Below are 23,966 nucleotides of genomic sequence, written 5' to 3' on the forward strand. Positions count from 1 at the left end.
TTTAAAACTGCTCAAAATTTCTATGGCAAAACTAACTCTTGCCCAATTTAGATTCTAATATTATTAACTATCAAAATTATTCTGGATTTTATGAAAAAGATTGTCTTTCTGATCTTCGGTCACAGAAATTAACCTAATATTTGTCTAAGGAAATTGATAAAAAATCGACGTATACTTTTTTTTATGTGCCGACTCTTAAATCAGCATATAAAACCTAATATTTACTAGTGTTTAATAATTCATTAAGGAACCTCTTTTTCTGCAAAACATAGTTAATAAGGCTTTCCTGTCCAGCCAATTATTCCTTCACCAGCCTAAGCTTTTCATGACCTAATCAAAGAAATGATAGATTCTCAACAACATTAAACACTCATTTAATAGTTAAGATCTTGATTTATTCCTAATAATGTTTATAATGAAAAATTTAATCTACACAGACCCAGGTCTCTTCTCATTTATAATAAGAGGAAACCATCTCAGAAGGCATCAAGTCGGCTGGATGATTTAGATTGTGAAATAAATAATCAGCTGATTTTGAGAGCTGAATTTTAAAACAACTGGTTGCTAATTCTGTAAAACTTCTATATTAAAGCAGATTATATTTGTTTAAAAATTTAAACATGCCGAAAAATAAATCTAAAAAGAAGATTGCAATTCTGGGAGGCGGTCCAAGCGGCCTTTTTCTTTATAAAAGATTAGTTGAATCTGGAAGTACTGATCTGGAGGTTACCATTTTTGAAAGAAAAAGCATGCTTGGAGCAGGTATGCCGTACAGCACCGAAGGCGCCAATGAAGAACATGTTACCAATGTTTCAGATAATGAAATTCCTGAAATTGTCAATTCGATCGAAGAGTGGCTGCAGACTGCTCCTGCCGAATTATTGGATAAATTCGATATAAATCCCAATAAGTTTAATGAATACAAAGTACTACCGCGAATTTTATTTGGATATTATCTTTCTTCACAATTCGAGCTTCTGCAGCAAATCGCTTCTGTAAAAGGAATTCTTACCACTATACATTATCAGACTAATGTTCTGGACATTATTTACAATAAAGAGTACAATAATGTCACCATAGAAACTACAGATGATAAAGCAGTTTTTGATTATGCGGTAATTTGTACCGGTCATCATTGGCCCATACGATATGAGGGAAAAGTAAAAGGTTATTTTGACTCGCCATATCCTCCCGCAAAATTGGCAGTGCATTTGAATCATGCCATAGCAATAAGAGGATCTTCTCTTACTGCAATTGATGCCATTAGGACTTTAGCCCGCAGTAACGGAAAATTTATTAAAGAGGCTGATGGAACTATTCGTTTTGAAAAAGCAGCAGAGAGTCCAGATTTTAAAATGGTTATTCATTCCCGAAGCGGCATGCTTCCTGCGGTGCGTTTTCATTTACAAGATTCTCATTTGTCCAATGATTCATTGCTGACCAGAGAAGAGATAGACGAACATCGAAAATATAACGACGGCTTTTTATCGCTTGATTTTATTTTTAAAAATAATTTTAAAGAAATTTTCCGAGAAAAAGATCCTGACTTTTATGATCGTATTAAAGAGCTGTCAATAGAGGAATTTGTTGAAGAAATGATGGAACTCAGGGAACGTCTGGATCCGTTCCAGCTTTTAAAGGCAGAATATATACAGGCTGAAAAATCAATAAAAAGACAGGAGTCAGTATATTGGAAAGAAATGCTGGCGGTATTAAGTTTTGCTATGAACCATCCTGCAAAGTATCTTTCGGCAGAAGATATGCAGCGATTACAAAAAGTACTTATGCCTTTGATTTCTATTGTAATTGCATTTGTACCGCAGAAATCCTGCAGTGAATTACTTTCTTTACACCATGCAGGGGTTCTGGATATTGCTGCAGTAAATCATAATAGTTCTGTAGAACCTCAAAATGGCGGAGGCATACTTTACAAGTACAATGACGAAAATGAAAATTTACAAGCTGTTTACTACAATACTTTTATCGACTGCATTGGCCAGCCTCATTTATCGTACGAAGATTTTCCATTTAAAAGTCTGCTTTCGCAAAAATTGATAAGTCCCGCCAGATTAAAATTTAAATCTCACGAGACAGCAGCTAAAGCACTAGAAACAGGAAGTTCTGTCGAGAAAGATTCGCAGGGAAATTACTTTTTAAATGTATCGGGTATTGCGATGAACGATAATTTTCAAATTATTGATCAGTATGGCGCATACAATGAAAATATTTACATTATGGCAGTACCTTATATCGGAGGATTTAATCCAGACTATTCTGGTTTGGATTTCTGTGAAGCAGCTTCAAAATTAATTGTCGAATCTATTTTATCTGATTCTTTAACAGTTTTTAATTATTAAGAAAGAAAAAACAGCAGAAAACTCAGGTGTAAATATATAAAATTAGTCAAGGCAAAATAATGTATATATACCTGCCTTTCTTATTCAAAATGATCAATTTTACAAAGCTTACATTCTTATTTCAAGTAATTCAATTTGCTCCCGCTGCTTTCTGCAAATATTATTAAACCAATTGGCTTATTTTCGCCATCCTGCTTTTCGTACCTATCTAACCAGCGTAAATACAGTTCCATTTAAGCAATCAGAGATTTGTGGCAGAATCGTGGCACACCCTCTTTTAAAAACTAGAAATCCAAAAAAACAAAGATCTAACAAGTTTAGGTTCTAAACTTTTAGAGTTTTTTTTCTCCTGATGAGGAATTAATTAAAAAACGAATGCAATAGGTTAATTTTAAAACTAACTCTCAAAGATTAAACTTCTCTTATGTTTTTGGTAATTTTAATAAATTTTCAATTCGTAATTATTTTTATCAATGTACTAATTCTTTAAAAACATCAAAATTGATATCAGGTATGTCTATATAAATAACACCATACAATACATCTATGCATCATATGGTGTTTCTTTAAAATTAAATTATCTTAGATTGTCCGAATACTATTTGCAGGCTTCCGCCATAAGCATCTGCATTTCTTCTAATAAACCTGCAATAGGTGTGTCGCTGGTATTTGTGAGACAAAGATTGCCGTTGGTACTGATCGCCCCAATAGTCTGCTCCAAGCCCTTTCCTGAACGAACCATTGGACCATATACAGATTTAAGTTTGAGCTTTCCAAAATCTGTTTTATATTTCACCTTTACCAGATTAGTAACCATTATTTGGTGATTGAATGCTTCTTTTAATATATCTACCATTTTTTGGATATCTGCACTGTTGAAAGTCAGCGTTCTGAAAAAACCAAGATAATTCTCTACATGTTCTTTTGTTTCTGTTCCATTGAGGCCTGATTTAGCCAATCTGGCTATATCCCAAAAAGATTGCTTTTCTTTTGGCTCAAAATAAACGGGATGAGTCGTAATATTCAATCCACAGTTATCATCTAATTGAAGCGCTTTTCGTGTGCAGATAGGAGAAATTAATTCAATTTTTTTGTCATCCCACTCTTGGCGAAGTTTTCTTCCTGCAATAACCACAGCAGCGCAAATTGCACCATGCACCGTTGTTTGCTCCAGTCTTGATCTTTCTATAAGCTGTGATGTATGCTCGCTTGAAAACTTAATACTTTCAACTTTAGGAGAAACAGCATCAGGTTTTTTAAATATATATATTGAAGTTTCGTTATCTTCAACAGCAGTATCCTCAGGAAGTCCAAGTGTTTCATCGTTAGATTTTTGCGGTGCTAATACCAGCGGAATCTGGCCTGTAACTGCCTCCAGTAAATCCCTGAATAAATACATAAGTGAAGATCCATCGGCTAATGTATGATTGGCTGCTAAAATCAATACAGTATCTTCAGGTTTTTGTAATACAATCACTCTAAAAAGAGGGCCCTCTTCAGTATTAAATCGTGTTGCTAATTCCTTTTCGACTATTTCCTCCCATTTAAAACTGTTATCGATTTCTATGACCTTCAGTGGAATGACTAGGGAGTCAACATGTTCGATAAAAGGTCTTTTAAATTCATCCATTCTAATTCTTGCTGAAAGGTTGGGATGTCTCTTCTGAACCTGATCAACGGCCAGTCTCCATGCATCAGCCGATTCTCTTCCTTCTACTTCTGCTGCCAAAGCAAAGTCCTTAGAATCAATCTGATCCAACAGCCAGAACGTTTTTTCAAATGCACCCAATGTGCGGTTTTCATGTTTTGTCATTTCTAATAGTTTTAAATTTTTACTGATTCTTTGAGAATGATTCTATATCTCGTGTGATTAATAATAATCAACATGACCGTTTTCATTCTCCGCAGCAAAATTCAGTAAAGACCGATTCTCTAAAAATGGATATAGTGCAGTTATTATTGTAGATTTTTCCCTTAATTAGATTTGGTGTGACAGAAGACAAAATCAGGCATCATAAGTAAAGTGCAGAGCATTAGGAATTGTCAAAACTACCAGCTCGGGATATTTGTAATTATTTATAATGATAGAGGAATTGCAAATGCTGTCGTATGTAATAACTATACAAATAGACAGCACAGAAAATTTATGTATTAATAGAAGTATAGGAAAAGAGAAACGGAAATTTGTAGAGGAATTGGAAATCAAAAAAACGAATAAAAGAGTATAAATTTTAGCAGAACAAAATTAATTTAGAGATTCTTAATTTTATTCCGTATCGGCTGCTCCGGGAAATTTTTTAATGATCAAAGATTTCAGTCTCTCTTGATTCTGATCACCCCATTGGCCTAAAGCACCTATAACTGGAATTAAGCTCTCGCCAAATTTAGTGAGACTGTATTCTACTTTTGGCGGCACTACAGGATATATTTTCCTAACAACGAGCTCATGTTCTTCCAATTCGTTCAACTGGATGTTCAGGACCCTGCGTGAAGCATCTGGTATTTTACGCTGCAATTCACTTGGTCGCTTATGGCCTTCGTTAATAAACCAAAGCAAACGTATCTTCCATTTACCATATAATACTTCCCCTATCAGGTCAAGTCCGCAGTTTAAGTTGGGTATTGTTTTTCTTTCATACATATTGTAAAAGTACTAGTATGTTACGATTTATACAATAGGGGAAAAATTTATCCCTATCTGAATCGTAATTCCGTACTTGTGAGAAAGTTGCATACTTCTGAAATTTGTACAAAAGAAATCATTATGAAACAAATAGTAGATTATCAAAACGAGTTATCAGGCAAAATTGCACTGGTGACAGGAGGTACAAAAGGAGCTGGCAGAGCGATAGCCGAACGTTTGAAAAATGCCGGTGCTACGGTAATTATCAGCGCAAGAAACCAACCTGAAACACCAGATAAAGAGCTGCATTTCATTCCTGCAGATTTAAGCAAACCAGAAGCTGCTGCCAAAGTTGCTTCTGAAGTATTGGAGAGATTCGGTAAGTTAGATATCCTTGTAAACAATCTGGGAGGTTCTGAAACTCCTGGCGGAGGATTTGCTGCATTAACCAATACAGATTGGGAAGAAACAATACAAGCCAACTTACTGGCACCAGTTCGTCTGGATAAGGCAGTTCTTCCAAAAATGCTTGAAGGTAAAAGCGGGGTAATAATCCACATAGCATCTATTCAGGGAAAACTTCCTTTGTATGATTCCACGCTGCCGTATGCTGCCGCAAAGGCCGGACTTATTAATTACAGCAAAGGATTATCGAAAGAAGTATCTCCAAAAGGTGTACGTGTATTGACCGTTTCTCCAGGATGGATTATGACCGAAGCATCAATACGCATGATGGAGCGCATTTCTGAAAGCAGTAATATATCTATAGAAGAGGCTGAAAAAGGTGTAATGGCAGCTTTGGGAGGTATCCCTTACGGAAGACCAGCCAAACCGGAAGAAGTCGCTGAACTCGTTGGATTTTTGGTGTCACCCAGAGCAGGTTACCTGACAGGAACAGAATATGTAATCGATGGTGGAACAATTCCAACGATCTGATTTTTAATATATGTAATAGTTACCTTGAAAGAAGAGGTCTATATGTCTAATAAAAATAGTAAGTAATAAAATAAATAAGCATTAGTAACCATAAAATAGATACATTATGAACTTACCAGAAGTAATACAAGACTTAGTAAAAGCGCAAAACAATTTTGACAGTTCGGCTTTTGCCGATTGCTTTTCAGAAACTGCAATCGTATTTGACGAGGGAAAAAATTATACCAGCAAAACAGAAATAAAAAACTGGATAGAAAAAAGCTCAAAGGAATACAATACGGCAATGAAACCGCTTGAATTTGAAGGAGATGCTGAAAAGGGAAATTTAAAAGCAGAAGTATCCGGAACTTTTCCAGGGAGTCCCATTATTCTTACCTATAATTTAACGTTTAAAGGAAAACTTATAGAATCGTTGGAAATTAATTAAAGTTGCAAAAGCAGACCTTAAATTATGATTATTCTATTAGGAGAATTACATACAATTGAATAATTGACCTATTTAATTCTCCTAATTGTTTTTATAAAGTTTCGAACCTAAATCTTGTCAGTCTAGATCTTGTTGGATTTTACATTCACCTTATCTTTCTCTATTTGCAACATGTTTATGGTTAAGGAATTAATGTTGACGAAATTCCTAAATGAACATCTTTGTGCTTTGCCCCCCACTCATCCAATTGCAGGCAGATAGGAATGAGAGCACTGCTTACAGGAGTAAGTTCATATTCAACCCGCGGAGGCACTTCATGATACACGGTCCGTATTACCAATCCATCACGTTCCAGCTCGCGAAGCTGTAATGTCAGCATCCTTTCGGTAATGTTCGGGATTATCCTTTTAAGCTCTCCAAAACGTTTTTTACCGTTACTTAACCGTATTAAAATTGGCAGTTTCCACCTTCCGCCCATTAGTTGTACGGCGTAGGTAAGATTACAATCTGAAAGAAAATTTCGATTGATGTTATTTGTGGTATTTTCTTTTCTATTTGTCATTACTTACAAAATTGTATGTACATACAATAGGTTGTGTACACTACAAAATTATAGTGTTCTTATTAATTTTACAATCAATATAATAGAAATAAATGAAAACAGAAAAAATAAAAGTTGGTATAATAGGGCTTAACCCCGACAGCCAGTGGGCATCAAAGTCACACCTTCCTGCATTAAGGTATCTGTCTGATACCTTTGAGGTTATCGGAGTAGCCAATTCTACTCATGAAAGCGCTTTAATAGCTGCGGATAAACTAGAAATACCAATCGCTTATGAAAACCCAGATGCCTTAATAGCATCAGCCGAAATAGAACTGGTTGTTATTACTGTAAAAGTCCCTTACCATTATGATCTTGTAAAGGCTGCGCTTGAAGCAGGCAAACATGTGTACTGCGAACACCCCTTGGGTAACGGACTTACTGAAACGGAGCAATTAGCAGCGATTGCGGCACGGAAAAATGTAGTTGCAGCAGTAGGGACGCAAATGGTTGTATCACCAGAATTGACTTATCTGGAGCACCTTATTAAAGATGGCTATGTAGGGAAGGTTTTATCCACTACACTCCTAGGCTCGGGAGGTCCTTGGTCAGATGAAGCAATTTCGGCTAACTATTATCTATACGATAAAACAAACGGCGCTACAATGTTGACCATCCCCTTGGGGCATACATTGGCAGGTTTAACTAAAGTTTTGGGTGGTTTTGATACTTTGACAGCAAAAATGATAAACAATTACACAACAGTAAAACTTACTGATATTGGTGAAATAAAACCTAAGACCTCTGAAGACCAGATTATGGTAATAGGCCAATTGAAAAATGGAGCCGCAATTTCTATTCATTACCGCGGCGGCGTTTCAAGAGGCACTAACCTTTTGTGGGAGATTAATGGAACGCAAGGAGATATACAGGTAACAGGGCCGCTTGGACATGGTCAGCTTGTCCCTTTAGAAATTCAAGGAGCCCAAGGGAAAGATACGAAATTACAAAACCTGCCAATTCCAAATGAAATGTATGAGGGTTTGCCTGATAATCCGGTAATTAGAAATGTGGTGCTGCTTTACAAAAGAGTTGCTGCTGATATAAAAAATAAAACGAAAACAGCACCAACTTTTGACGACGCAGTTGTACTATCACATCTACTCAATGATATCGAGAAGTCTTCAAAAGGTTAAGGTAATAAGCTTAAAGCTTAATTACTGCAAAATCCATGTGTTAACAATCTAGCTCTTAATTTCTAAGTGTTTTTGTACTGTCTGGGATTTTAATCCGATAAGTACTTTTATTTCTCTATATCGATCGTAATTCCGTACTTGCTTATAAAGGTTATGTCAGGATTTTACTTCGTTGATTTAAATAAAGTTATAGATTAAATAGAGTTGTTTTTTGGGTCCTAAAGCGACGTTTTTGATATAGGGAAAAATGTACAATGGACTCTTCCAAATGTCCATTTTCAGGCCTTAGTGTTTTACGCATCTTTGTATTGTAAATAATTCAAAACAAATAGTAACTAATTAAAAATAAACAAAATGAAAACACTTATTTCAACATTAAGCCTTTTATGTATCTTTACTTTAAGCCAGCCGTTATTGGCTCAATCAAAACGAGTTCCAGCATCAGCCGGACGATTAGAATTTATTGAAGTTGAACCAAATGTAAAACTTCATGTAACCGACCTTGGGGAAGGACAGCCTATTGTATTAATACACGGATGGCCGTTAAATGATGCAATGTATGAATATCAATATCAATATTTCGTTCAAAAAGGTTTTAGGGTGATCGGAATATCAATGAGAGGATTTGGAAAATCTGACAGACCCTATGGTAAATACGATTTTGATGTTTTCTCAGATGACATCAAGGTAGTTTTAGATAAACTTAAGATCGAAAATGCAGTTCTCGGCGGTTTTTCTATGGGAGGTGCAGTTGTCATACATTATATGGCAAGATACAATGGAGCACATGTGAGCAAACTGGCCCTTTTTGCCGCTGCCGCGCCTTCGTGGAAACAACGTGAAGGTTTTCCATATGGTGCTACCGATGAAGCAGCTGCAGGATTAATACATACAACAAGAACTAACAGACAGCAGTTGATTGAAGATTTTGGTAAAGCCTTTGGCGCGTCGGAAAATGCAATCTCACCAACTATGTCTCAATGGCTGGCAAGTATCAATTCTGATGCCTCTCCCTATGCAACAACACAATCTATAATAGCTTTGCGAGATCTTGATTTACGTCCTGCCTTATCAAAAATTAATGTGCCTGTAGCAATATTTCATGGCACGAAAGATAAGCTGTGTGACTTCGTGTTTGCAGAGCAATTGCACAAAGGTCTAAAAAACTCTTACATTGTAAAGTTTGAAAACAGTGGACACGCACTATTTATTGAGGAAATGGAAAAATTCAATACAGAACTTGAAAAATTTACAAAAAAATAATTTATTGCCGCAGTTCATTGCTTTGTAAAAAATAAAGATTAGAAGCTAATTAAGTATCATCGCCGGTCTTTTAAAGACCGGCTTTTAAAAGAATTGATAATGAAAGAACACGTTTTTGATATAAGCCTTAAAAAAATAGGTATGCTTAAAGTAGATAATGATAGCCTCGAAATGATCAATTCTGAAGCTTACAAAGAGTATATAAAAGTGCTTTACCTTGATGCAGACTGTAAGATCAAGGTAGATTTTCAAGTATATAATACTTCAGGCAGTTCTCTTTTTTTTATAAGTCCCAATCAGGTTCTCAGCATCGAAGAGATCGGTAAGCAAGAAGGCTTCTTTATATTTTACAACAGTGATTTTTACTGCATTCAAATTCATGACGAGGAAGTTGCCTGCGATGGACTGCTGTTCAATAATATTCATAATATGCCCATGACGACTGTACCTCAGACAGATTCCGCATTTATCGATTATTTATTTGTTCAGATGCAAGATGAATTTATTTTGAAAGATTCCTCGCAAGAGGAAATGATCCGTACTTATCTGAAACAAATCTTCATTAAGTCAACCCGACTCTGGAAACTGCAGCACCTAGACGGTGTATTGGGGCAACACCACAATGATCTCGAATGTTTCAGGCGTTTCACCCAATTGGTTGAAGCAAACTATAAACAAAAACATAGTGTAGCAGACTATGCCGATATACTTGCTATAGCACCCAAGACTCTGACCCATAAATTTAAGCGGATGAACCTGCCGCAACCCAATGAAATTATCAAAAACCGAATTATATTAGAAGCAAAAAGACTTTTAGTTCATACTGCTAAAAGTGCCAAAGAAATCGCATACGATCTTGGATATGAAGACCCAGCTTATTTTAGCCGTCTTTTTTTCATAAAAACTAATGAAACCCCATTTGGCTTTAAGAATAAATACCTCAGCATTCAGGCTTCAGAAGAAAGTCTTTAAAAATCAGAAAAAAAATAAAATAATGACAAGTAAATATTTTGTGTATACTTTTCTATACCTTTTCTTAACTGCAATCTGTATTAATGCACAGCAAGTTAAAGATCCCAATATTAGCACATTGGCTGAACGCAATCAACGTGCACCGGAAAGTGTTTTTAAAAAATTTCGCAATGCAGGCATGGATCCTGTTGAACATCAATTAACCGATATTGAAAGAGAGAAGTTAAACAATGCCTTTGCTATACTGCCTCCATTACATCAAAAAATTCTAAAAAAGCATCTGCACAGTATCAGTTTTATGGATAATATGCCCAATACTGCCCTTACATCACCTGTCGAAACATCTGATTCGGTAAAAATGTATAATATAGCTTTCCGTGCTGAAATTCTTAACCAGACTATTTCTGAGTGGACAACCTGGAAAGAAAACACCTGCTATCAAAAATTAACAGACAGTCAATATCAGGTTACGATTGAAGCTGGTAATCTGGATGCCATTATCTACGTTTTACTTCATGAAGCTACACATGTCGTGGATGGCGTTCTAAATCTAACTCCTCATCTGAATGAAAAAGATGTTTGGGAAGGATCAAAAGACTTTACACAAAATGTTTGGGATAAATATAATGAGCCTTCGGAGAACGTAATCAATCCATTACTCGAGACTGTACTCTTTAGAAGTGGTAAACCAATCGAAGTTTCATATGCCCCAGAAGTGTATAAAGCAATTCAAAAAACACCTTTTGTTTCACTCTACAGCACAGCATCATGGTTTGAAGATCTAGCCGAGGCATTAACTATTTATCATCTTACCGAGAAAATGAAGCAGCCTTATAAAGTGGTAGTTCTAAAAAATGGAATTCAGGAAGTCCTCTATGAACCAAGCAAGAATAAACGCGTGAAAAAAAGGCAAAATCAATTACAGATTTTTTATACATAAATTACGGCCTTAAAATTCAAACGAAATAAGGTTTTAAAAATGTTTTTTACTTAACTCATAAATAATGACAATTTATATGTATGGCAGAATCATGGCAACAAGGGTTTGGAGTGGATACCATTTTTGACACAAAAAATTAAGGCGGTTTTTAAGATATTTCATGAGGCAAAGTTTTGCGGCAGAATCGTGGCGCGTAAGTCTTGACCTAGTACTAAACTCATTAAAATCTAAAAACCTCCAAAATCAAATAATTTTCAAAGGTTCTAAAATATCACGGTCCTTAAGAACCTATTTGCGAACCATTTTATGCAGTATTTCAGGAAGGTTTCAATATTACAACCTTAAAACAGTTTACAAAAAATAAAAAATGAATTGTAATATAGCGATTCTTGCATTCGTTTAGTTAGCCAAAGAGGGATATCGTAGTGAAATAAAAATAATTTAGTTTACTATTTGCCAGTAATCTTTTTTCTATGACCAGCTCCCCATTCACTTAAAGTTCTTAAAACGTCTCTTAGAGTTTCACTGTATGAAGATGCTTCATAAATAATGCTCACAGGCGTAGTGTCATATACATTTCTCAATATCAATTCGTTTTGTTCTAAATGCTTTAGTTCCTGTGCTAATATTTTTGGAGAAATACCATCAACATCCTTCAAGATTTCATTAAAGCGCTTGGAGCCATTTACCAAACTCAAAACAATTGGTAATTTCCATTTGCCATTTAGTACATACAAAGCATCTATTACATTCTTCAAATTACTCCCGCATTCTACCTTCGAAATCTCCTCGTTTTTATTTTTCGTTTTCATATTGTAAATATATCAACTTTCTAAAAAGTAACCGCTTTCCTTTGGGTAACTACTATCTTTTTAATACTTATTGAATTTACCTTTGTATCAATAATTAAAAAAAGATAAAAAAATGAATTCAAAGAAAATATTACAACTTAATTCCAGCATAATGGGAGAACAATCATACAGTAAAAAATTGGGGAATGCTATTGTAGAAAAAATTCAAGAAAAATATGCTAATAGTACAGTTGAGCAATTGGATTTGGTAGAAAGTAATATTCCCCATCTTACTCCAGAAACGTTTCAAGCAATGTTAACGCCAACAGAGCATCAAACGGAAGAGACAAAACAGAGACTTAATTTGTCGGACAAATTGGTAGCACAATTATTCGATGCAGACATCATTGTAATCGGAGCACCACTTATCAATCGCACTATTCACAGTTCTCTTAAAGCTTGGATAGACCATATCACTCGCCGTGGAATTACATTTGGTTACAGCAAAGAAGGTTTGCCTATAGGCTTAGTAACTGGTAAAAAAATATATGTTGCTATGAGTTCAGGTGGTATTTATACCGATGAACAGGGCAAAGCCAATGATTTTGTAGCACCTTATCTAAAATCTTTTTTAGGAGCTTTAGGAATGACTGATCTTACCATATTTAGAGCAGAAGGACTTCACGTAACTCTAGTACAAGATACGGCATTGGAAAAAGGAATTAGTAGTATAGTTATCGATTAATTACTTGATGATATCTTTATCAAAACGCTAAATAGTATTCCTTTGGTTGTAAGAAAGAAAGACTTATAAGGAATGTAACTTCGTCTGGGCTGGTATTTGATTTAGCTTTGAAAAGTAGTATTTTTGAAACATAACCTGTAGTCTGCTTCCAAAGTCCAGACTTTAAAATAAACATAGAATATGGATGCGGCAAATTTAAAAACAAAGGCAGTTATTTTTGATATGGACGGAGTGCTGGTTGATTCGGAACCTTTGTGGCAGAAAGCAGAATTTGAAATTTTCTCTTCACTAGGAGTTCAGGTAACTGAGGAACTAACATTGATCACTAAAACAATGACTACAAAAGAAGTTACTGAGTTCTGGCGCAGTAAATGTGCATGGGAAGATATAAGTGACCAGCAGGTGGCAGATTTAGTAATTTCTCGTGTAATTGAACTCATTGAGAATGAAAACTGCCAAATAGAGGGTATAGAGAATTTTGTGAAGCTTATTAAAAATCAAGGTTATAAAATTGGGCTAGCTACAAATTCACCTTATAGAATTATACCTGTGGTGCTCAAAAAATTAAAATTGGCACAATACTTTGATGCAGTATCCTCCTCTGATTCAGAACGAAATGGCAAACCTGATCCTAGTGTGTATTTAACTACATGCCGTAAGCTGGAAGTAGAACCAGAGCAGTGTGCTGCCATTGAAGATTCCTATTCAGGAATGCTTGCAGCCAAAAGGGCAGGAATGAAAGTGGTAGCATTTACAAATGGAAATACAGGCGCAGACATAAGTATCGCAAATGACGTGATTAACAATTTCAGACATATTGACCAATGGCCGGCAGCCTGCAGCAACTGAGGCGAGTACTTGTCATATCTGCCTCACTGCCCACATCATCAGTCCCATTCAGAGATTCAATAAAAATATACGATAAAACAGAAAGTTTAAAATATTTCTGACCCCTTTAGGGCTTTCCTCATCCCCTTCCATATATAATGGATACTTTAGCGATCCAAAAGATTCAAGTGTCAATTATATAAGCCTCCTTATAAATTTTATAAACTACAGTAGCAGCGCAACATGTAATTTTAATATCACAATGAATAATTACAAATCAGTGAATTAAAATAAGATTATGGAAAATATATTCAATCAGGAAAATCTGGAAGATATACAAAAAATGATAGAAGATAAACTCAGCAGTGTTCCAGGAGAACTAATCCTCTGCGGGGCAGTAGGAGCTCTGCTTTTATCTTCGTATCTTAATAAAACTGGACATACTCAGGCGGGCTCTGTAATTGGAAAATTATCAATACCTATAATTGGAATAGGTATTGCCAAATATCAAGATGTTTTGAAGTCTGCTGCACAAAGCATTTCAAAAGCTGAATCAGCTTCAGATTCTCAACAGACAGAGTAGGACGACTCTAGTAAAAGAAATATAAAGGAAACAGAAATCAACAACTGTTTCCTTTACTTTTTAAATTTAATTCTTTTATCTGCTCCTTAATAGTTTTCATACAGCTTTTTATCCTTTCCAGAAGCTGGACTTATATTGCCTGCCTGTTGCTAAAAATGCCCTCTGATTAATTATAAATTATATAAAACTCTATCAAAATTCTATAACTTAAAAAGCTGCTGTTCAAGCTACTTTTGAAAAAATATATTTATACACCCACCTTTTAGTCCAAATATGAAAATAGCAGCAGTAAGTCCAGTTATTCCATTATTTAAAAAAATTAATATTGAATCTGGCACAAATTCCGCAGATGAGGCATTTCGAATAGAAACGCAGAAACAAAATCTTTTAACAGACTTATACAGCAGATCTGATGATGAACCAGACTTTGACTGTGAATTTCTAGATGCAGCATACAGCTGTAGCGAAAACGAAAATGTTATTGATTTAGAATCTCAAGATGAGCTTACAGATCTATTTAATGATAACCAGTGGGATGCGGAAATCTATGACCCGTATCTGGAATCAACTTATTATTAGATAGGAATTCGCAGCTGCCAGTTTACCACACAACATGTGGATAAACTGATCCACACAGTCAGATAACTTCCCGGGCAATAGAAAATTATTCTTTTAATTTTCGTTCTGCCCATGAAATTCTGTTCTCATCATGTTTTTCCACCCTGCATACCCCTAGCACTTTTTTCTCGTAATAACTTTCAGGTCCATAAGTTTTTTAATTCCCTATAATCTTTGTTTTGTGTAAAAATCACTGCATGTGTTCGAACAACCAAAAATTCACTAAAATTAAAAACTAAAGAAGTCTAGGTTCCAATATTATTAAATCAAGCTCTCAAATTGAAAATAACGGATAAAAAACTATATAATACTCTACATCTATCAATATTAAATATAAGCTCAGTAATTTTGAAATATTAAACAACTAAAAATAATCAAATTATATCAAAATAAGATATTAAATTGGATTATGAAAACAGTTGATAAAAACAATATACAGCTCATCGAGGACTTTTTTTTGCTCAAATTTTAGCGACCGAAACTGCTTTTATTTTACCACAAAAAGTTAAGGCAGTTTTTAAAATTATTTGACACATCTAAGTTTTGTGGCAGAATCGTAGTACATCGTTATTTGCAAAATGAAAAACTAACAAATCAACGCTTTCCAAATTTAACTTCAGAACTTTTATTAATCTGACTTTGATTTAAAAAATATAACTGTTGTTGCAAATAACAGCAATAGTATTAGTTATTACTCTCTGAAATTGAATTACAAATTTGGATTTGTGCATGTCTGGGCAAACCTACTTACAACTTATAACAACTTACTTTTTTTGCTGTTATTGGTTTAATAAATAAAAAGTATGCACAAATTTTCGTTAAAGAGACATTAGTCCCATAAATGAAGTATTTTGTCCTATAACTATATTTCCTAATGATCTTATTTTGCAAAGAAAATAAAACTATCAAAGACTAATAGTTTTCTTTTAAAACTTCTATCTCATAAAATAGTATAATTAAACTAGAACTAAGACTAAACAAGTAACAGATCATTATTTAGTCTATATAAAACCAGTTGTTAAAACAGCATCAATACAAGATAAGGTCAATTTTAAACACTTATACTTTTATTTGTCCATTTATTACTTCTCAATAAATCAAATAACCTAATCGTAAAAGTATTGCTAAATGTTTCTGTAATTTATGTCTGAAAGTATAACATTTTAGACATGAGTAAAATAATTAATAATCAACACATTCATATTTGAATTTTTGAACTAAATTTTTGAATTGATAATAAAGCGCAAATAAAAGACATGACTCCTGTTAATGCCATAATCATATCTGAGGAACAAGAAACTTTTCAAATCTTAAAAAAATTTGAGGAAGAAAACGCTATGATTATTGAGATAATTGGTAACGCGGATTGTACAAAAGACGTAATGACTTTAATAAAAGAGAAAAAGCCAGACCTTATTTTCTTAGATATTTATCTTACAGATAATTTGTTTTTTGAAATGCTCGAACAATTAGAATTTAATATTCCGAAACTTGTATTTATATCAGCAAATAAGGATTATGCTGTTAAAGCTTTTAAACACGATGCCGTTGATTTTTTACTAAAACCAATTGATTTTAATTCCATAATAATGGCTATTTATAAAGTAATTAAAAGAAGGGAAATGGAGCGCTCCTATCAAAATCAAAAAATTAACAATATAAATATTTCAAACACTATAAGTCAAAAAAATGATTATGTTGCCGTTGCATCTTTAGAAAAAATAGAACTCATACCAATGTCCGAAATTACTTTTTGCAAAGCAGATGGAAAGTATACCGTTTTTATTTTAAGTAACGGAGCCAAGATAATGTCAAGCAGAAATCTAGGTGAATACAGTACAATTCTTGATAACAGTTATTTTTTTAGAATACACCATTCTTATATTGTCAATCTTCGTTATATCGCTAAAATCTCAAAAAAAGACGGCTACTTCTGCGAACTTTCTAATGGAGTAATTTTACCAATTGCCAAAAGACGGCAAGATGATTTTAACAAGTTTATAAAACTTAAAGATTAAAAATAAAAAGTTAACCTCAATTACCCGCAAAATGAATATCCATAATAATTCAGAAAGCAACGTGGCAGAAGAAAAAAATGATAATACTACTTATCATTTGGAAGAACCTTTAACTGACCTTGGTAAAATTTTAGATTTTTCAATGGATCTAATCTGCTCTTGTGATGAAGAGGGAAGATTTGTATGGGTAAATAAAGCTTCAGAACGTATTTTAGGTTATAAACCCGAAGAATTAATTGGTAAAAAATACAGTGATTTTTTATTTCATGAGGATAATGGTATTCCGATAAATGAAAATTTTGATTTTAAGAGCGAGACACACTTACCTATATTTGAAAAAAAGTTCATACACAAAAACACAAATATTATCTATTTGCAATGGTCTATTGTTCGAGATAATGTTAAAAATTTATGCTACTGCATAGGGAGAGATATTACTGAGAAAAAAAATATAGAAAAAGCAATTGAATTTGAAAGGCTGCAATTCTTTAATATATATTCGCAGGCCCCTTCCTATATGGGAATTTTAAATGGTCCCAACCACGTTTATGAATTGGCAAACGAACTTTATTTGCAGTTAATTGATAAGAGGGATATTATTGGGAAGACTGTAAAAGAAGTTTTGCCAGAACTTGAAACGCAAGGAATTTTTGAAATTTTAGATAATGTATTTAAAACAGGGGAAAGCTTTTGTGCTAATGAAATGCTCATAACATTTGATCGTTATAGCGACGGAAAATTCAAAGATTTTTACTTAAATTTTATTTTTCAGGCCCGCAGGAATGCAGATAATACTATTGACGGAATATTCATTTTTGGGAACGATGTAACAGAGCAGGTTCTATCGCGAAAAAAAATTGAAGAAAGCGAAAAAATGTATAAAGATTTAATCCATAAATTGCCAGTTGCTACCTACTCTTGCGATGCTGAAGGACGAATAGTACTTTATAATAAGGCCGCAGCCGCATTATGGGGTAGAGAGCCTGAATTAGGAAAAGATTTATGGTGTAATTCATGGTACAGTAATGATAATAAAAAAGAGCACTCTGCACCTTTGAATTTATGTTCGTTGGCTACAGCACTAAAAGATGGTGATCCAATCCTTAATAAGGAAATAATTATAGAGCGCCCGAATGGCGATAAGCGCAATGTGCTGCCACACCCAGTTTCGTTTCACAATGCTGATGGTGAAATAACAGGAGCAGTTATTGTACTTTCTGATATTACTGAAATGAAACTGGCACAAAAAGAGCTGAAAAAAAGTGAAAAAAAATACAGGTATCTTTTTGACAACAATCCAATGCCAATGTGGATTATTGATTTAGTGTCTTTTAAATTTCTGGATGTAAATAAAATGGCAATTCTGCAATACGGATACAGCCGTGAAGAATTCCTTTCTATGACTGCTTTGGACATACGGCCAAATGATGATAAAATTCATTTCATAAAATCGAGTGATACTTCAAATATTACTAAATCGAATTATAATAGAGGAATATGGAATCATATAAAGAAAGATGGAACTATTATTCCTGTTGAAATTATTGCCCATAATGTTGTTTATGAAGGAACAGCAGCAAGATTAATTCTTTCTAATGATATCTCTGATCGCAAAAAGGCAGAAACAAATTTGGAAAAAAGAAATCGGGAGCTTATCAAAACCAATTCGGAACTGGATCGATTTGTATATAGTGTATCACACGATCTACGTTCGCCTCTAACATCTATTCTTGGTCTGATCTCTTTTATTGAAACAGAAAGCAAGGAAATTGATACTCTAAAGCATGCTGAATTGATACGGATTAGCATCAATCGTTTGGATGACTTTATAAAAAATATTTTAAGCTATTCGCGTAATAACCGTACTGGGATTTTAGTAGAACAGATTTCGCCAAATGAAATGGTACTTGATATAGTAGATTCGCTCCAAAGAATGAAAGAAGCTAAAGGGATTCGTTTTGAAATTGAAATTACCGAACAAAAACTTTTTTACACGGACAAGCTTAGATTTACAACCATTATAAAAAATCTAATTTCAAATGCCATAAAATACCATAAAAAAGAGGAAGATGACAGATTTGTAAAAATATTTGGATATTCGGATAATGAAAATCTACATTTTTCAATAGTAGATAACGGGATAGGAATTGATCCTGCATATCATCAAAAAATATTCGAAATGTTTTTTCGTCTTTCAGGCAAAGATGGCTCAGGTATTGGCCTATATATCGTAAAAGATGCTGTAGAAATATTACAGGGCTCTATAGAAGTGCAGTCAGAGAAAGGGATCGGAACCAAATTTAATATCACTCTAAAAAATTTGAAACCATGCTAAAAGAACTACATTCAAAATTTGAAACCGTTATGATTATTGATGATAATCTGGTAGATTTATATATTATCTCACGAATGGTTACGCAGAATAATTTTGGGAAAAATGTGATGCATTATACAGAGGCACAAGAAGCCATGAAATATCTGCAGGACAATCAGGACAATATTTCTAAATTACCTGAAATAATTTTTGTAGACATTTACATGCCTCTAATGTCCGGATTTGAATTTATGGAAGCATATGATAAATTATCAACTACTCTAAAAAATTATTGCAAAACCTATATCATATCCTCAACAATTGATAATGAAGATATTGCACGATCAAGCAATAATAAGAATGTGGTTTCTTTTCATGTAAAACCGATTACCAAAGAATTTCTTGACCGAATTTTTTAGGAGCAGTCATTGTTACTATTAATTCTAATAATTGAATTAAACTAAATCAGGATTTTATACTCCACCACTCCGCTTGCAATATCGTAGTGATTTAGTATCAGAATTTTCATAGCTGGAATTTATTGCAGTAAACGGTTATACTATATAACTGTCGGTTATTACTTCTCCCTTTTAGTTTTAAAGGTATCCCTGTTAATTTGCATATATAATATTAAAAAAGAATGTTTTGCACAATCTAATAAATGCTTTTAGCTTAACTCCCCACTATTGTCAATCATGAAAAAACCAGTTTTCTATTTAATATTTGTTACTCTAATGATTGCGCGATCAACAAATCGCCTTTGTATTTATTTAGCGCATGCACCAGTTGAAGGTTTTATTTACTCAATGCTTTTTTTATTATTTACAGCAGGTCTTGGCTGCTATACTATTTTCAAAAAAATAGACTTTAAATTAGAAAAACTTGTACTAATAACTTAAATCATAATAAAGATGAAAAAAACGGTACAACATCCCCGTTACATGGGCACGTCAATAAAAAATAAAATTAAAAACATTAGAGAATTAAGAAATTATACACAGCAATATATGGCTGATCAACTTGGCATTACCCAAGCCGGTTATAGTAAAATTGAAAAAGGAAAAACTCTTGTATCATATTCTAAATTGCTAGAAATTAGCGTAATATTTGAAGCTAGCATAGAAGAGATAATAAATTTTGACAGTAAAGAATGTATTAAAAGTTTAAATACAATTAAAGATACTAACACAGATTTAAATGATAACTATAAAGTTCTAAAAGAACTTTATGAGGACAAAATAAAACTTTTAGAAAAGCTTTTAAATAAAACTGAAAATGAATTAGAATATTATAAAACTAGATTTGGTCTGTAACACAAAATTAAAATTATGAAATTGTGGACTTTGATACCTTTTGCCATAAAAAATTAAACACCTTCATATTCTATTTTTTGTTGCAGAATCACAGTACGCCATCTGGAGCTCTCTGTAATATCAAACTTATCAACTCAGCTCAAATGTCAGTAAATTTGAAGTAGCAAAATCTCAATTCCAAAAAACATACTACCATATTTCATTAAAAAAATAAAAGTGAGAAAGAGGACATATATAAGTAATCACCTTTGGCATTTTATTTTTTTTTAATATTTTTAACCTCTACTAAAAATCTTTCTAGTTTTGAAAAGAAAAAACAAAATGATCCCTACAAAAACTCTTTCTTTAAGAGGTCTTCAACCAATCTTTAATTGTTGAGATTAACCAGCAGCTAAATCTACTACTTCGAGTTTTTAACTGCAGTATTTTGTTCTATTATTATATTTCTTACCGCAAAAATGATAAACCTAACGAATAATTGATTGTTAATCTTTTTATTTAAAAGCACTACAGTCAATTTTCAATTATTAAAATATTCGTGTAGATTATAAATTTCAAATCTATAATCAACTATCATTTATGGCTTGGGGAGATATATTTATTACTCAATTTTATTAAAATCTAAATTGAATAAATGAAATTCAGTCTAAGTATAATATTCTTTCAGTACTCTGTTGGAATTAGTTGGCTGCCTTTAGAGCAAAAAAAAAGAGTTATTTAATTAGTTCAGCACGATTGCTTAATATTTTACAGAATATAGCTTACAATACAAAATAAAACAGATATCAAAGAAATGAAAGTCGGAATTATAGGAGTTAAAAATATAAATATGGATTATGCGCATAGAGCTGCCAAATTAGGCTATGAAGTATTAATCAGCCACACAAAGCAGATTTATGGCTTAAAAGAAATAATTCAAAATATGGGCAATAATGTAAAATTAGTTGATATGTATGACGCAGCTATAGCTGAAATCATTGTATTCTCTTTAGACTGGGAAGAACTAGAATCATCAGTATCCCGTTTACCAGATATGTCCGAAAAAATAATATTACACACTAACAATTCCATTTTTAAGTTTGAATCTCCATCTTCTTCTCTCCCTGTAATAATAGGAAAATCTGCTAGTGAAAAGATTGCTTCCCTATTGCCAGATGCACACGTGGTGAGAATCTTTAATAGATTACAACCTTTAATCATAAATAAAAATGAATCTAAACACCAAACAGAAATTTTTTATATGGTTAAGAATCCAAAAGTAGAAAATAAGGTAATTTCTTTTTTGACTGCTTTAGACTTTTCAAGTACTGCTCTAATAACAGTAAATGAAATGGATCTACATAATTGACACAAATCACAAAACTTCGTTTATGCCAAAAATAGCAGGAACGAAGTTTTGTTAAAGTTTTGGTCTATTAGGAAATATTCTTAAAAATGACTCAGTTTGATCTAAGGTAAAAAAGCTGAAGAGTTTCAGCTTTATAATTTTAACAATTAAATAAATTTATTCTTTATAGTATTTATTGAAGTTAATTTTTGTTTTTTGGCGTAATGTACGCGGAGATCTGGACAAGAAAACTTCGGCCATCATACATCTGGCACTTCCGCCGCCGCAAGCCTCGATTGTATCTAAACTTGAACTTAAAATTTCAGCATGATTCTCCAACTGGGAAATCTGCTTAGGAGTCAAACTTTGATGCGCCGATGCACTCATAACAATATACCGCTTATCATCTTTTCCTCTGACTTCTAACATATTTCCAGCAAAATTATTTACCTGAGCCTCGGTTATTAGAATAATTTCTTTTTGATCTTGTTTAAGATTATCCAGAACCATTTTACGTTCTTTTTTATCGTCAATACAATCTGCGCAGATAACCGCAAAAGTCTCGCCCAGACACATCATTACATTTGTATGATAAATAAGTTTACGCTCGCCGTCAACAGTCTGAAAAGCTTCAAAAATTACAGGGGCATAATCAAAATCTTCGCAGAATTCTATAAATAACTCTTCATCTGCTCTCGGGGATAAAGCACAGTAAGCTTTTCCGTTTGCTCTATCTAATAATAAACTTCCTGTTCCTTCTAAGAAAATACCATCCTCTTCTGCAGAAGTATAATCCATTATATTAGTAATCTCGAATCCTTTTTCTTCTAGAGTATCTAAAATATCTTCGCGGCGTTCCTGGCGGCGGTTCTCAGCAAACATTGGGTAAAGCGCAACATCGCCATTTTCATGAAATGAAACCCAGTTGTTTGGAAAAATACTATCCGGGGTATCCGTCTCTAAAGTATCTTCAATCACCGTTACATCAACACCAACAGCTCTCAGTTTCTCCACAAAGGCATCAAATTCCTGCTGGGCTTTAGCATTTACAGTACTTGGCAATAATCCGTCTAATACTTTTTGGTAATAATTATTTACAGCCGTCTGCTCATTCATTCTAAAAGCAACTGGACGAATCATTACGATTGCATTTGTTGTTTGTCTCATTTTATATATTTTTTGTTTCATGTTTCAAGTTTCAAGTTGTTGAAATCTGAATTCTGAAATTATTCCTAGTCTCTTATTAGTGGAAGTGTTGAACATCTCAATAAACCCTCCTGCTTTGCAATTTCAGCATACGGAATTTCTTCCACAGTAAATCCTTTTGAACGAAGCCAGTTATTTAATCGGGTAAAATTTTTCTCCGAAACCACAACATCTTTATCAATCGAAAATACATTTGAAAACATATTATACATTTCTTCTCTTTCGATATGAAATAAATTTTCTTTCCCGAATAAACTTACCAAATACAAATAATCTGCTTCTTCACGAAAACCTCTCTTGTAGATTATTCCTTTGTCTTTTCCAACCGGCTGAAAACAACAGTCTAAGTGTAATGCATTGTCGCGGGCTTCCAATTTCGATTTAACCAGATCAAATTCTTTTACAATTTTATTCGGAAATAATTCTTTTATAAAATTGACGCCATGCATATTTGTTCGTGCAGTTATATAATCTTTGTAATCGCTTCCTTTATAGGTACCTATAAAAATATGATCATTCCAGAGCATAACATCTCCGCCTTCTATATGAACTTCTTCCGGCGGACGCACGACTTTTAAAGGATCTACTTGATCAATTACATATTGAATGGCATCCAGTTCACGCTCGCGGTCTGGTAAAATATTCGATTTTATAAAAACATCATCAATTACAAATCCAATATCTCTTGCAAAAATCTGATTATAATTTTCTATCAATTCGGGGCGGTAAACAGTTACATCATACTTTTGAAACACAGCATTAAAAGCATCCATTTCAGCAGTCATATCTTTTTCGATAGGATATGTTCCTGCTTTAATATGTTCCAATGATTTAGGATCATAGGCTTCTTCTAATGAAGGAGTCGGCCCATTATGAACGGCAGAACCCAAAACTACGGCACGCAGTCTTGACGTTTCGTTCTTTACATTTAATTGCAACATAACTTTATTATATTTTAAAGACAAAAA

At 33.5% G+C, this 23,966-nt stretch carries 22 protein-coding genes; 16 read left to right on the forward strand and 6 right to left on the reverse strand.

Annotation, left to right across the window (positions count from 1 at the left end; all coding sequences use genetic code 11):
* Positions 1–620 precede the first annotated feature (620 nt).
* On the forward strand, positions 621–2,357 hold the full coding sequence (locus QMG60_RS18755; RefSeq protein ID WP_281866021.1) for an FAD/NAD(P)-binding protein: 1,737 nt from the start codon (positions 621–623) through the stop codon (positions 2,355–2,357).
* Positions 2,358–2,955: 598 nt separating this feature from the next.
* Here QMG60_RS18755 and QMG60_RS18760 read toward each other — a convergent pair.
* Entirely contained in the window at positions 2,956–4,170 is a 1,215-nt protein-coding gene (locus tag QMG60_RS18760) for a condensation domain-containing protein (protein WP_281866022.1), read from the reverse strand.
* Positions 4,171–4,623: 453 nt separating this feature from the next.
* Complete coding sequence (locus QMG60_RS18765) at positions 4,624–4,998, reverse strand: helix-turn-helix domain-containing protein (protein ID WP_057116291.1); 375 nt, start codon at positions 4,996–4,998, stop codon at positions 4,624–4,626.
* A gap of 123 nt (positions 4,999–5,121) precedes the next feature.
* Between QMG60_RS18765 and QMG60_RS18770 the strand changes: the two genes are divergently transcribed.
* Positions 5,122–5,916: an SDR family oxidoreductase gene (locus QMG60_RS18770; RefSeq protein WP_281866023.1), complete on the forward strand. Its 795-nt coding sequence runs from the start codon at positions 5,122–5,124 to the stop codon at positions 5,914–5,916.
* Positions 5,917–6,022: 106 nt separating this feature from the next.
* Positions 6,023–6,343: a hypothetical protein gene (locus QMG60_RS18775; RefSeq protein ID WP_057116292.1), complete on the forward strand. Its 321-nt coding sequence runs from the start codon at positions 6,023–6,025 to the stop codon at positions 6,341–6,343.
* Between the two features lie 181 nt (positions 6,344–6,524).
* Here QMG60_RS18775 and QMG60_RS18780 read toward each other — a convergent pair whose 3' ends face one another.
* Positions 6,525–6,905, reverse strand: coding sequence for a helix-turn-helix domain-containing protein (locus QMG60_RS18780; RefSeq protein ID WP_281866024.1), 381 nt, complete (start codon positions 6,903–6,905; stop codon positions 6,525–6,527).
* Positions 6,906–6,997: 92 nt separating this feature from the next.
* On the opposite strand from QMG60_RS18780, the gene QMG60_RS18785 reads away from it, so the two are divergent.
* The 4 genes from QMG60_RS18785 to QMG60_RS18800 all read left to right on the forward strand — a co-directional run bounded on the left by QMG60_RS18785 (position 6,998) and on the right by QMG60_RS18800 (position 11,255).
* Positions 6,998–8,080: a Gfo/Idh/MocA family oxidoreductase gene (locus QMG60_RS18785; protein WP_281866025.1), complete on the forward strand. Its 1,083-nt coding sequence runs from the start codon at positions 6,998–7,000 to the stop codon at positions 8,078–8,080.
* A 354-nt stretch (positions 8,081–8,434) separates the two neighbouring features.
* Positions 8,435–9,343 carry an alpha/beta hydrolase gene (locus tag QMG60_RS18790; protein ID WP_281866026.1) on the forward strand — a complete coding sequence of 303 codons (909 nt, stop codon included), beginning with the start codon at positions 8,435–8,437 and terminating at the stop codon, positions 9,341–9,343.
* A gap of 99 nt (positions 9,344–9,442) precedes the next feature.
* A complete protein-coding gene (locus QMG60_RS18795) occupies positions 9,443–10,315 on the forward strand; it encodes a helix-turn-helix domain-containing protein (protein ID WP_281866027.1) in 873 nt (290 codons plus the stop codon).
* A gap of 22 nt (positions 10,316–10,337) precedes the next feature.
* A complete protein-coding gene (locus QMG60_RS18800) occupies positions 10,338–11,255 on the forward strand; it encodes a hypothetical protein (protein WP_281866028.1) in 918 nt (305 codons plus the stop codon).
* Positions 11,256–11,704: 449 nt separating this feature from the next.
* Here QMG60_RS18800 and QMG60_RS18805 read toward each other — a convergent pair whose 3' ends face one another.
* The gene (locus QMG60_RS18805; protein ID WP_057116297.1) at positions 11,705–12,067 is read right to left on the reverse strand and encodes a helix-turn-helix domain-containing protein; all 363 of its coding nucleotides are present in this window, start codon (positions 12,065–12,067) and stop codon (positions 11,705–11,707) included.
* Between the two features lie 112 nt (positions 12,068–12,179).
* Here QMG60_RS18805 and QMG60_RS18810 point away from each other — a divergent pair, with 112 nt between their 5' ends.
* From QMG60_RS18810 to QMG60_RS18850, 9 genes are all read left to right on the forward strand, one after another.
* Positions 12,180–12,791, forward strand: coding sequence for an NAD(P)H-dependent oxidoreductase (locus tag QMG60_RS18810; RefSeq protein WP_281866029.1), 612 nt, complete (start codon positions 12,180–12,182; stop codon positions 12,789–12,791).
* A gap of 180 nt (positions 12,792–12,971) precedes the next feature.
* The gene (gene hxpB / locus QMG60_RS18815) at positions 12,972–13,640 is read left to right on the forward strand and encodes a hexitol phosphatase HxpB (protein WP_281866030.1); all 669 of its coding nucleotides are present in this window, start codon (positions 12,972–12,974) and stop codon (positions 13,638–13,640) included.
* Positions 13,641–13,917: 277 nt separating this feature from the next.
* Entirely contained in the window at positions 13,918–14,202 is a 285-nt protein-coding gene (locus tag QMG60_RS18820; RefSeq protein WP_134141832.1) for a hypothetical protein, read from the forward strand.
* A gap of 273 nt (positions 14,203–14,475) precedes the next feature.
* Entirely contained in the window at positions 14,476–14,781 is a 306-nt protein-coding gene (locus tag QMG60_RS18825) for a hypothetical protein (RefSeq protein ID WP_281866031.1), read from the forward strand.
* Between the two features lie 1,295 nt (positions 14,782–16,076).
* Entirely contained in the window at positions 16,077–16,838 is a 762-nt protein-coding gene (locus QMG60_RS18830) for a LytTR family DNA-binding domain-containing protein (protein WP_281866032.1), read from the forward strand.
* 31 nt (positions 16,839–16,869) lie between these two features.
* Entirely contained in the window at positions 16,870–19,173 is a 2,304-nt protein-coding gene (locus tag QMG60_RS18835; protein WP_281866033.1) for a PAS domain S-box protein, read from the forward strand.
* The gene (locus QMG60_RS18840; protein WP_281866034.1) at positions 19,167–19,571 is read left to right on the forward strand and encodes a response regulator; all 405 of its coding nucleotides are present in this window, start codon (positions 19,167–19,169) and stop codon (positions 19,569–19,571) included. The genes QMG60_RS18835 and QMG60_RS18840 overlap by 7 nt, the downstream gene beginning before the upstream one ends.
* A gap of 492 nt (positions 19,572–20,063) precedes the next feature.
* Positions 20,064–20,465: a helix-turn-helix transcriptional regulator gene (locus QMG60_RS18845; RefSeq protein ID WP_241774338.1), complete on the forward strand. Its 402-nt coding sequence runs from the start codon at positions 20,064–20,066 to the stop codon at positions 20,463–20,465.
* A gap of 793 nt (positions 20,466–21,258) precedes the next feature.
* Positions 21,259–21,813: an NAD(P)-binding domain-containing protein gene (locus QMG60_RS18850; protein ID WP_281866035.1), complete on the forward strand. Its 555-nt coding sequence runs from the start codon at positions 21,259–21,261 to the stop codon at positions 21,811–21,813.
* A 156-nt stretch (positions 21,814–21,969) separates the two neighbouring features.
* Here the strand turns inward: QMG60_RS18850 and QMG60_RS18855 are convergent, their stop codons facing one another.
* Both QMG60_RS18855 and QMG60_RS18860 read right to left on the reverse strand, forming a co-directional pair.
* Positions 21,970–22,959, reverse strand: coding sequence for an arginine deiminase-related protein (locus tag QMG60_RS18855; RefSeq protein WP_281866036.1), 990 nt, complete (start codon positions 22,957–22,959; stop codon positions 21,970–21,972).
* A 65-nt stretch (positions 22,960–23,024) separates the two neighbouring features.
* Entirely contained in the window at positions 23,025–23,939 is a 915-nt protein-coding gene (locus tag QMG60_RS18860; protein WP_281867941.1) for an arginine deiminase family protein, read from the reverse strand.
* Positions 23,940–23,966: the final 27 nt, after the last annotated feature.

It is taken from the genome of Flavobacterium sp. GSB-24, from assembly GCF_027924665.1.
Classification (GTDB): domain Bacteria; phylum Bacteroidota; class Bacteroidia; order Flavobacteriales; family Flavobacteriaceae; genus Flavobacterium.

Excerpts from the sequence above, each read along its gene's own strand:
- QMG60_RS18755 (WP_281866021.1), top strand. The coding sequence starts at position 621 with ATGCCGAAAAATAAATCTAAAAAGAAGATTGCAATTCTGGGAGGCGGT.
- QMG60_RS18760 (WP_281866022.1), bottom strand. The coding sequence starts at position 4,170 with ATGACAAAACATGAAAACCGCACATTGGGTGCATTTGAAAAAACGTTC.
- QMG60_RS18765 (WP_057116291.1), bottom strand. The coding sequence starts at position 4,998 with ATGTATGAAAGAAAAACAATACCCAACTTAAACTGCGGACTTGACCTG.
- QMG60_RS18770 (WP_281866023.1), top strand. The coding sequence starts at position 5,122 with ATGAAACAAATAGTAGATTATCAAAACGAGTTATCAGGCAAAATTGCA.
- QMG60_RS18775 (WP_057116292.1), top strand. The coding sequence starts at position 6,023 with ATGAACTTACCAGAAGTAATACAAGACTTAGTAAAAGCGCAAAACAAT.
- QMG60_RS18780 (WP_281866024.1), bottom strand. The coding sequence starts at position 6,905 with ATGACAAATAGAAAAGAAAATACCACAAATAACATCAATCGAAATTTT.
- QMG60_RS18785 (WP_281866025.1), top strand. The coding sequence starts at position 6,998 with ATGAAAACAGAAAAAATAAAAGTTGGTATAATAGGGCTTAACCCCGAC.
- QMG60_RS18790 (WP_281866026.1), top strand. The coding sequence starts at position 8,435 with ATGAAAACACTTATTTCAACATTAAGCCTTTTATGTATCTTTACTTTA.
- QMG60_RS18795 (WP_281866027.1), top strand. The coding sequence starts at position 9,443 with ATGAAAGAACACGTTTTTGATATAAGCCTTAAAAAAATAGGTATGCTT.
- QMG60_RS18800 (WP_281866028.1), top strand. The coding sequence starts at position 10,338 with ATGACAAGTAAATATTTTGTGTATACTTTTCTATACCTTTTCTTAACT.
- QMG60_RS18805 (WP_057116297.1), bottom strand. The coding sequence starts at position 12,067 with ATGAAAACGAAAAATAAAAACGAGGAGATTTCGAAGGTAGAATGCGGG.
- QMG60_RS18810 (WP_281866029.1), top strand. The coding sequence starts at position 12,180 with ATGAATTCAAAGAAAATATTACAACTTAATTCCAGCATAATGGGAGAA.
- hxpB (WP_281866030.1), top strand. The coding sequence starts at position 12,972 with ATGGATGCGGCAAATTTAAAAACAAAGGCAGTTATTTTTGATATGGAC.
- QMG60_RS18820 (WP_134141832.1), top strand. The coding sequence starts at position 13,918 with ATGGAAAATATATTCAATCAGGAAAATCTGGAAGATATACAAAAAATG.
- QMG60_RS18825 (WP_281866031.1), top strand. The coding sequence starts at position 14,476 with ATGAAAATAGCAGCAGTAAGTCCAGTTATTCCATTATTTAAAAAAATT.
- QMG60_RS18830 (WP_281866032.1), top strand. The coding sequence starts at position 16,077 with ATGACTCCTGTTAATGCCATAATCATATCTGAGGAACAAGAAACTTTT.
- QMG60_RS18835 (WP_281866033.1), top strand. The coding sequence starts at position 16,870 with ATGAATATCCATAATAATTCAGAAAGCAACGTGGCAGAAGAAAAAAAT.
- QMG60_RS18840 (WP_281866034.1), top strand. The coding sequence starts at position 19,167 with ATGCTAAAAGAACTACATTCAAAATTTGAAACCGTTATGATTATTGAT.
- QMG60_RS18845 (WP_241774338.1), top strand. The coding sequence starts at position 20,064 with ATGAAAAAAACGGTACAACATCCCCGTTACATGGGCACGTCAATAAAA.
- QMG60_RS18850 (WP_281866035.1), top strand. The coding sequence starts at position 21,259 with ATGAAAGTCGGAATTATAGGAGTTAAAAATATAAATATGGATTATGCG.
- QMG60_RS18855 (WP_281866036.1), bottom strand. The coding sequence starts at position 22,959 with ATGAGACAAACAACAAATGCAATCGTAATGATTCGTCCAGTTGCTTTT.
- QMG60_RS18860 (WP_281867941.1), bottom strand. The coding sequence starts at position 23,939 with ATGTTGCAATTAAATGTAAAGAACGAAACGTCAAGACTGCGTGCCGTA.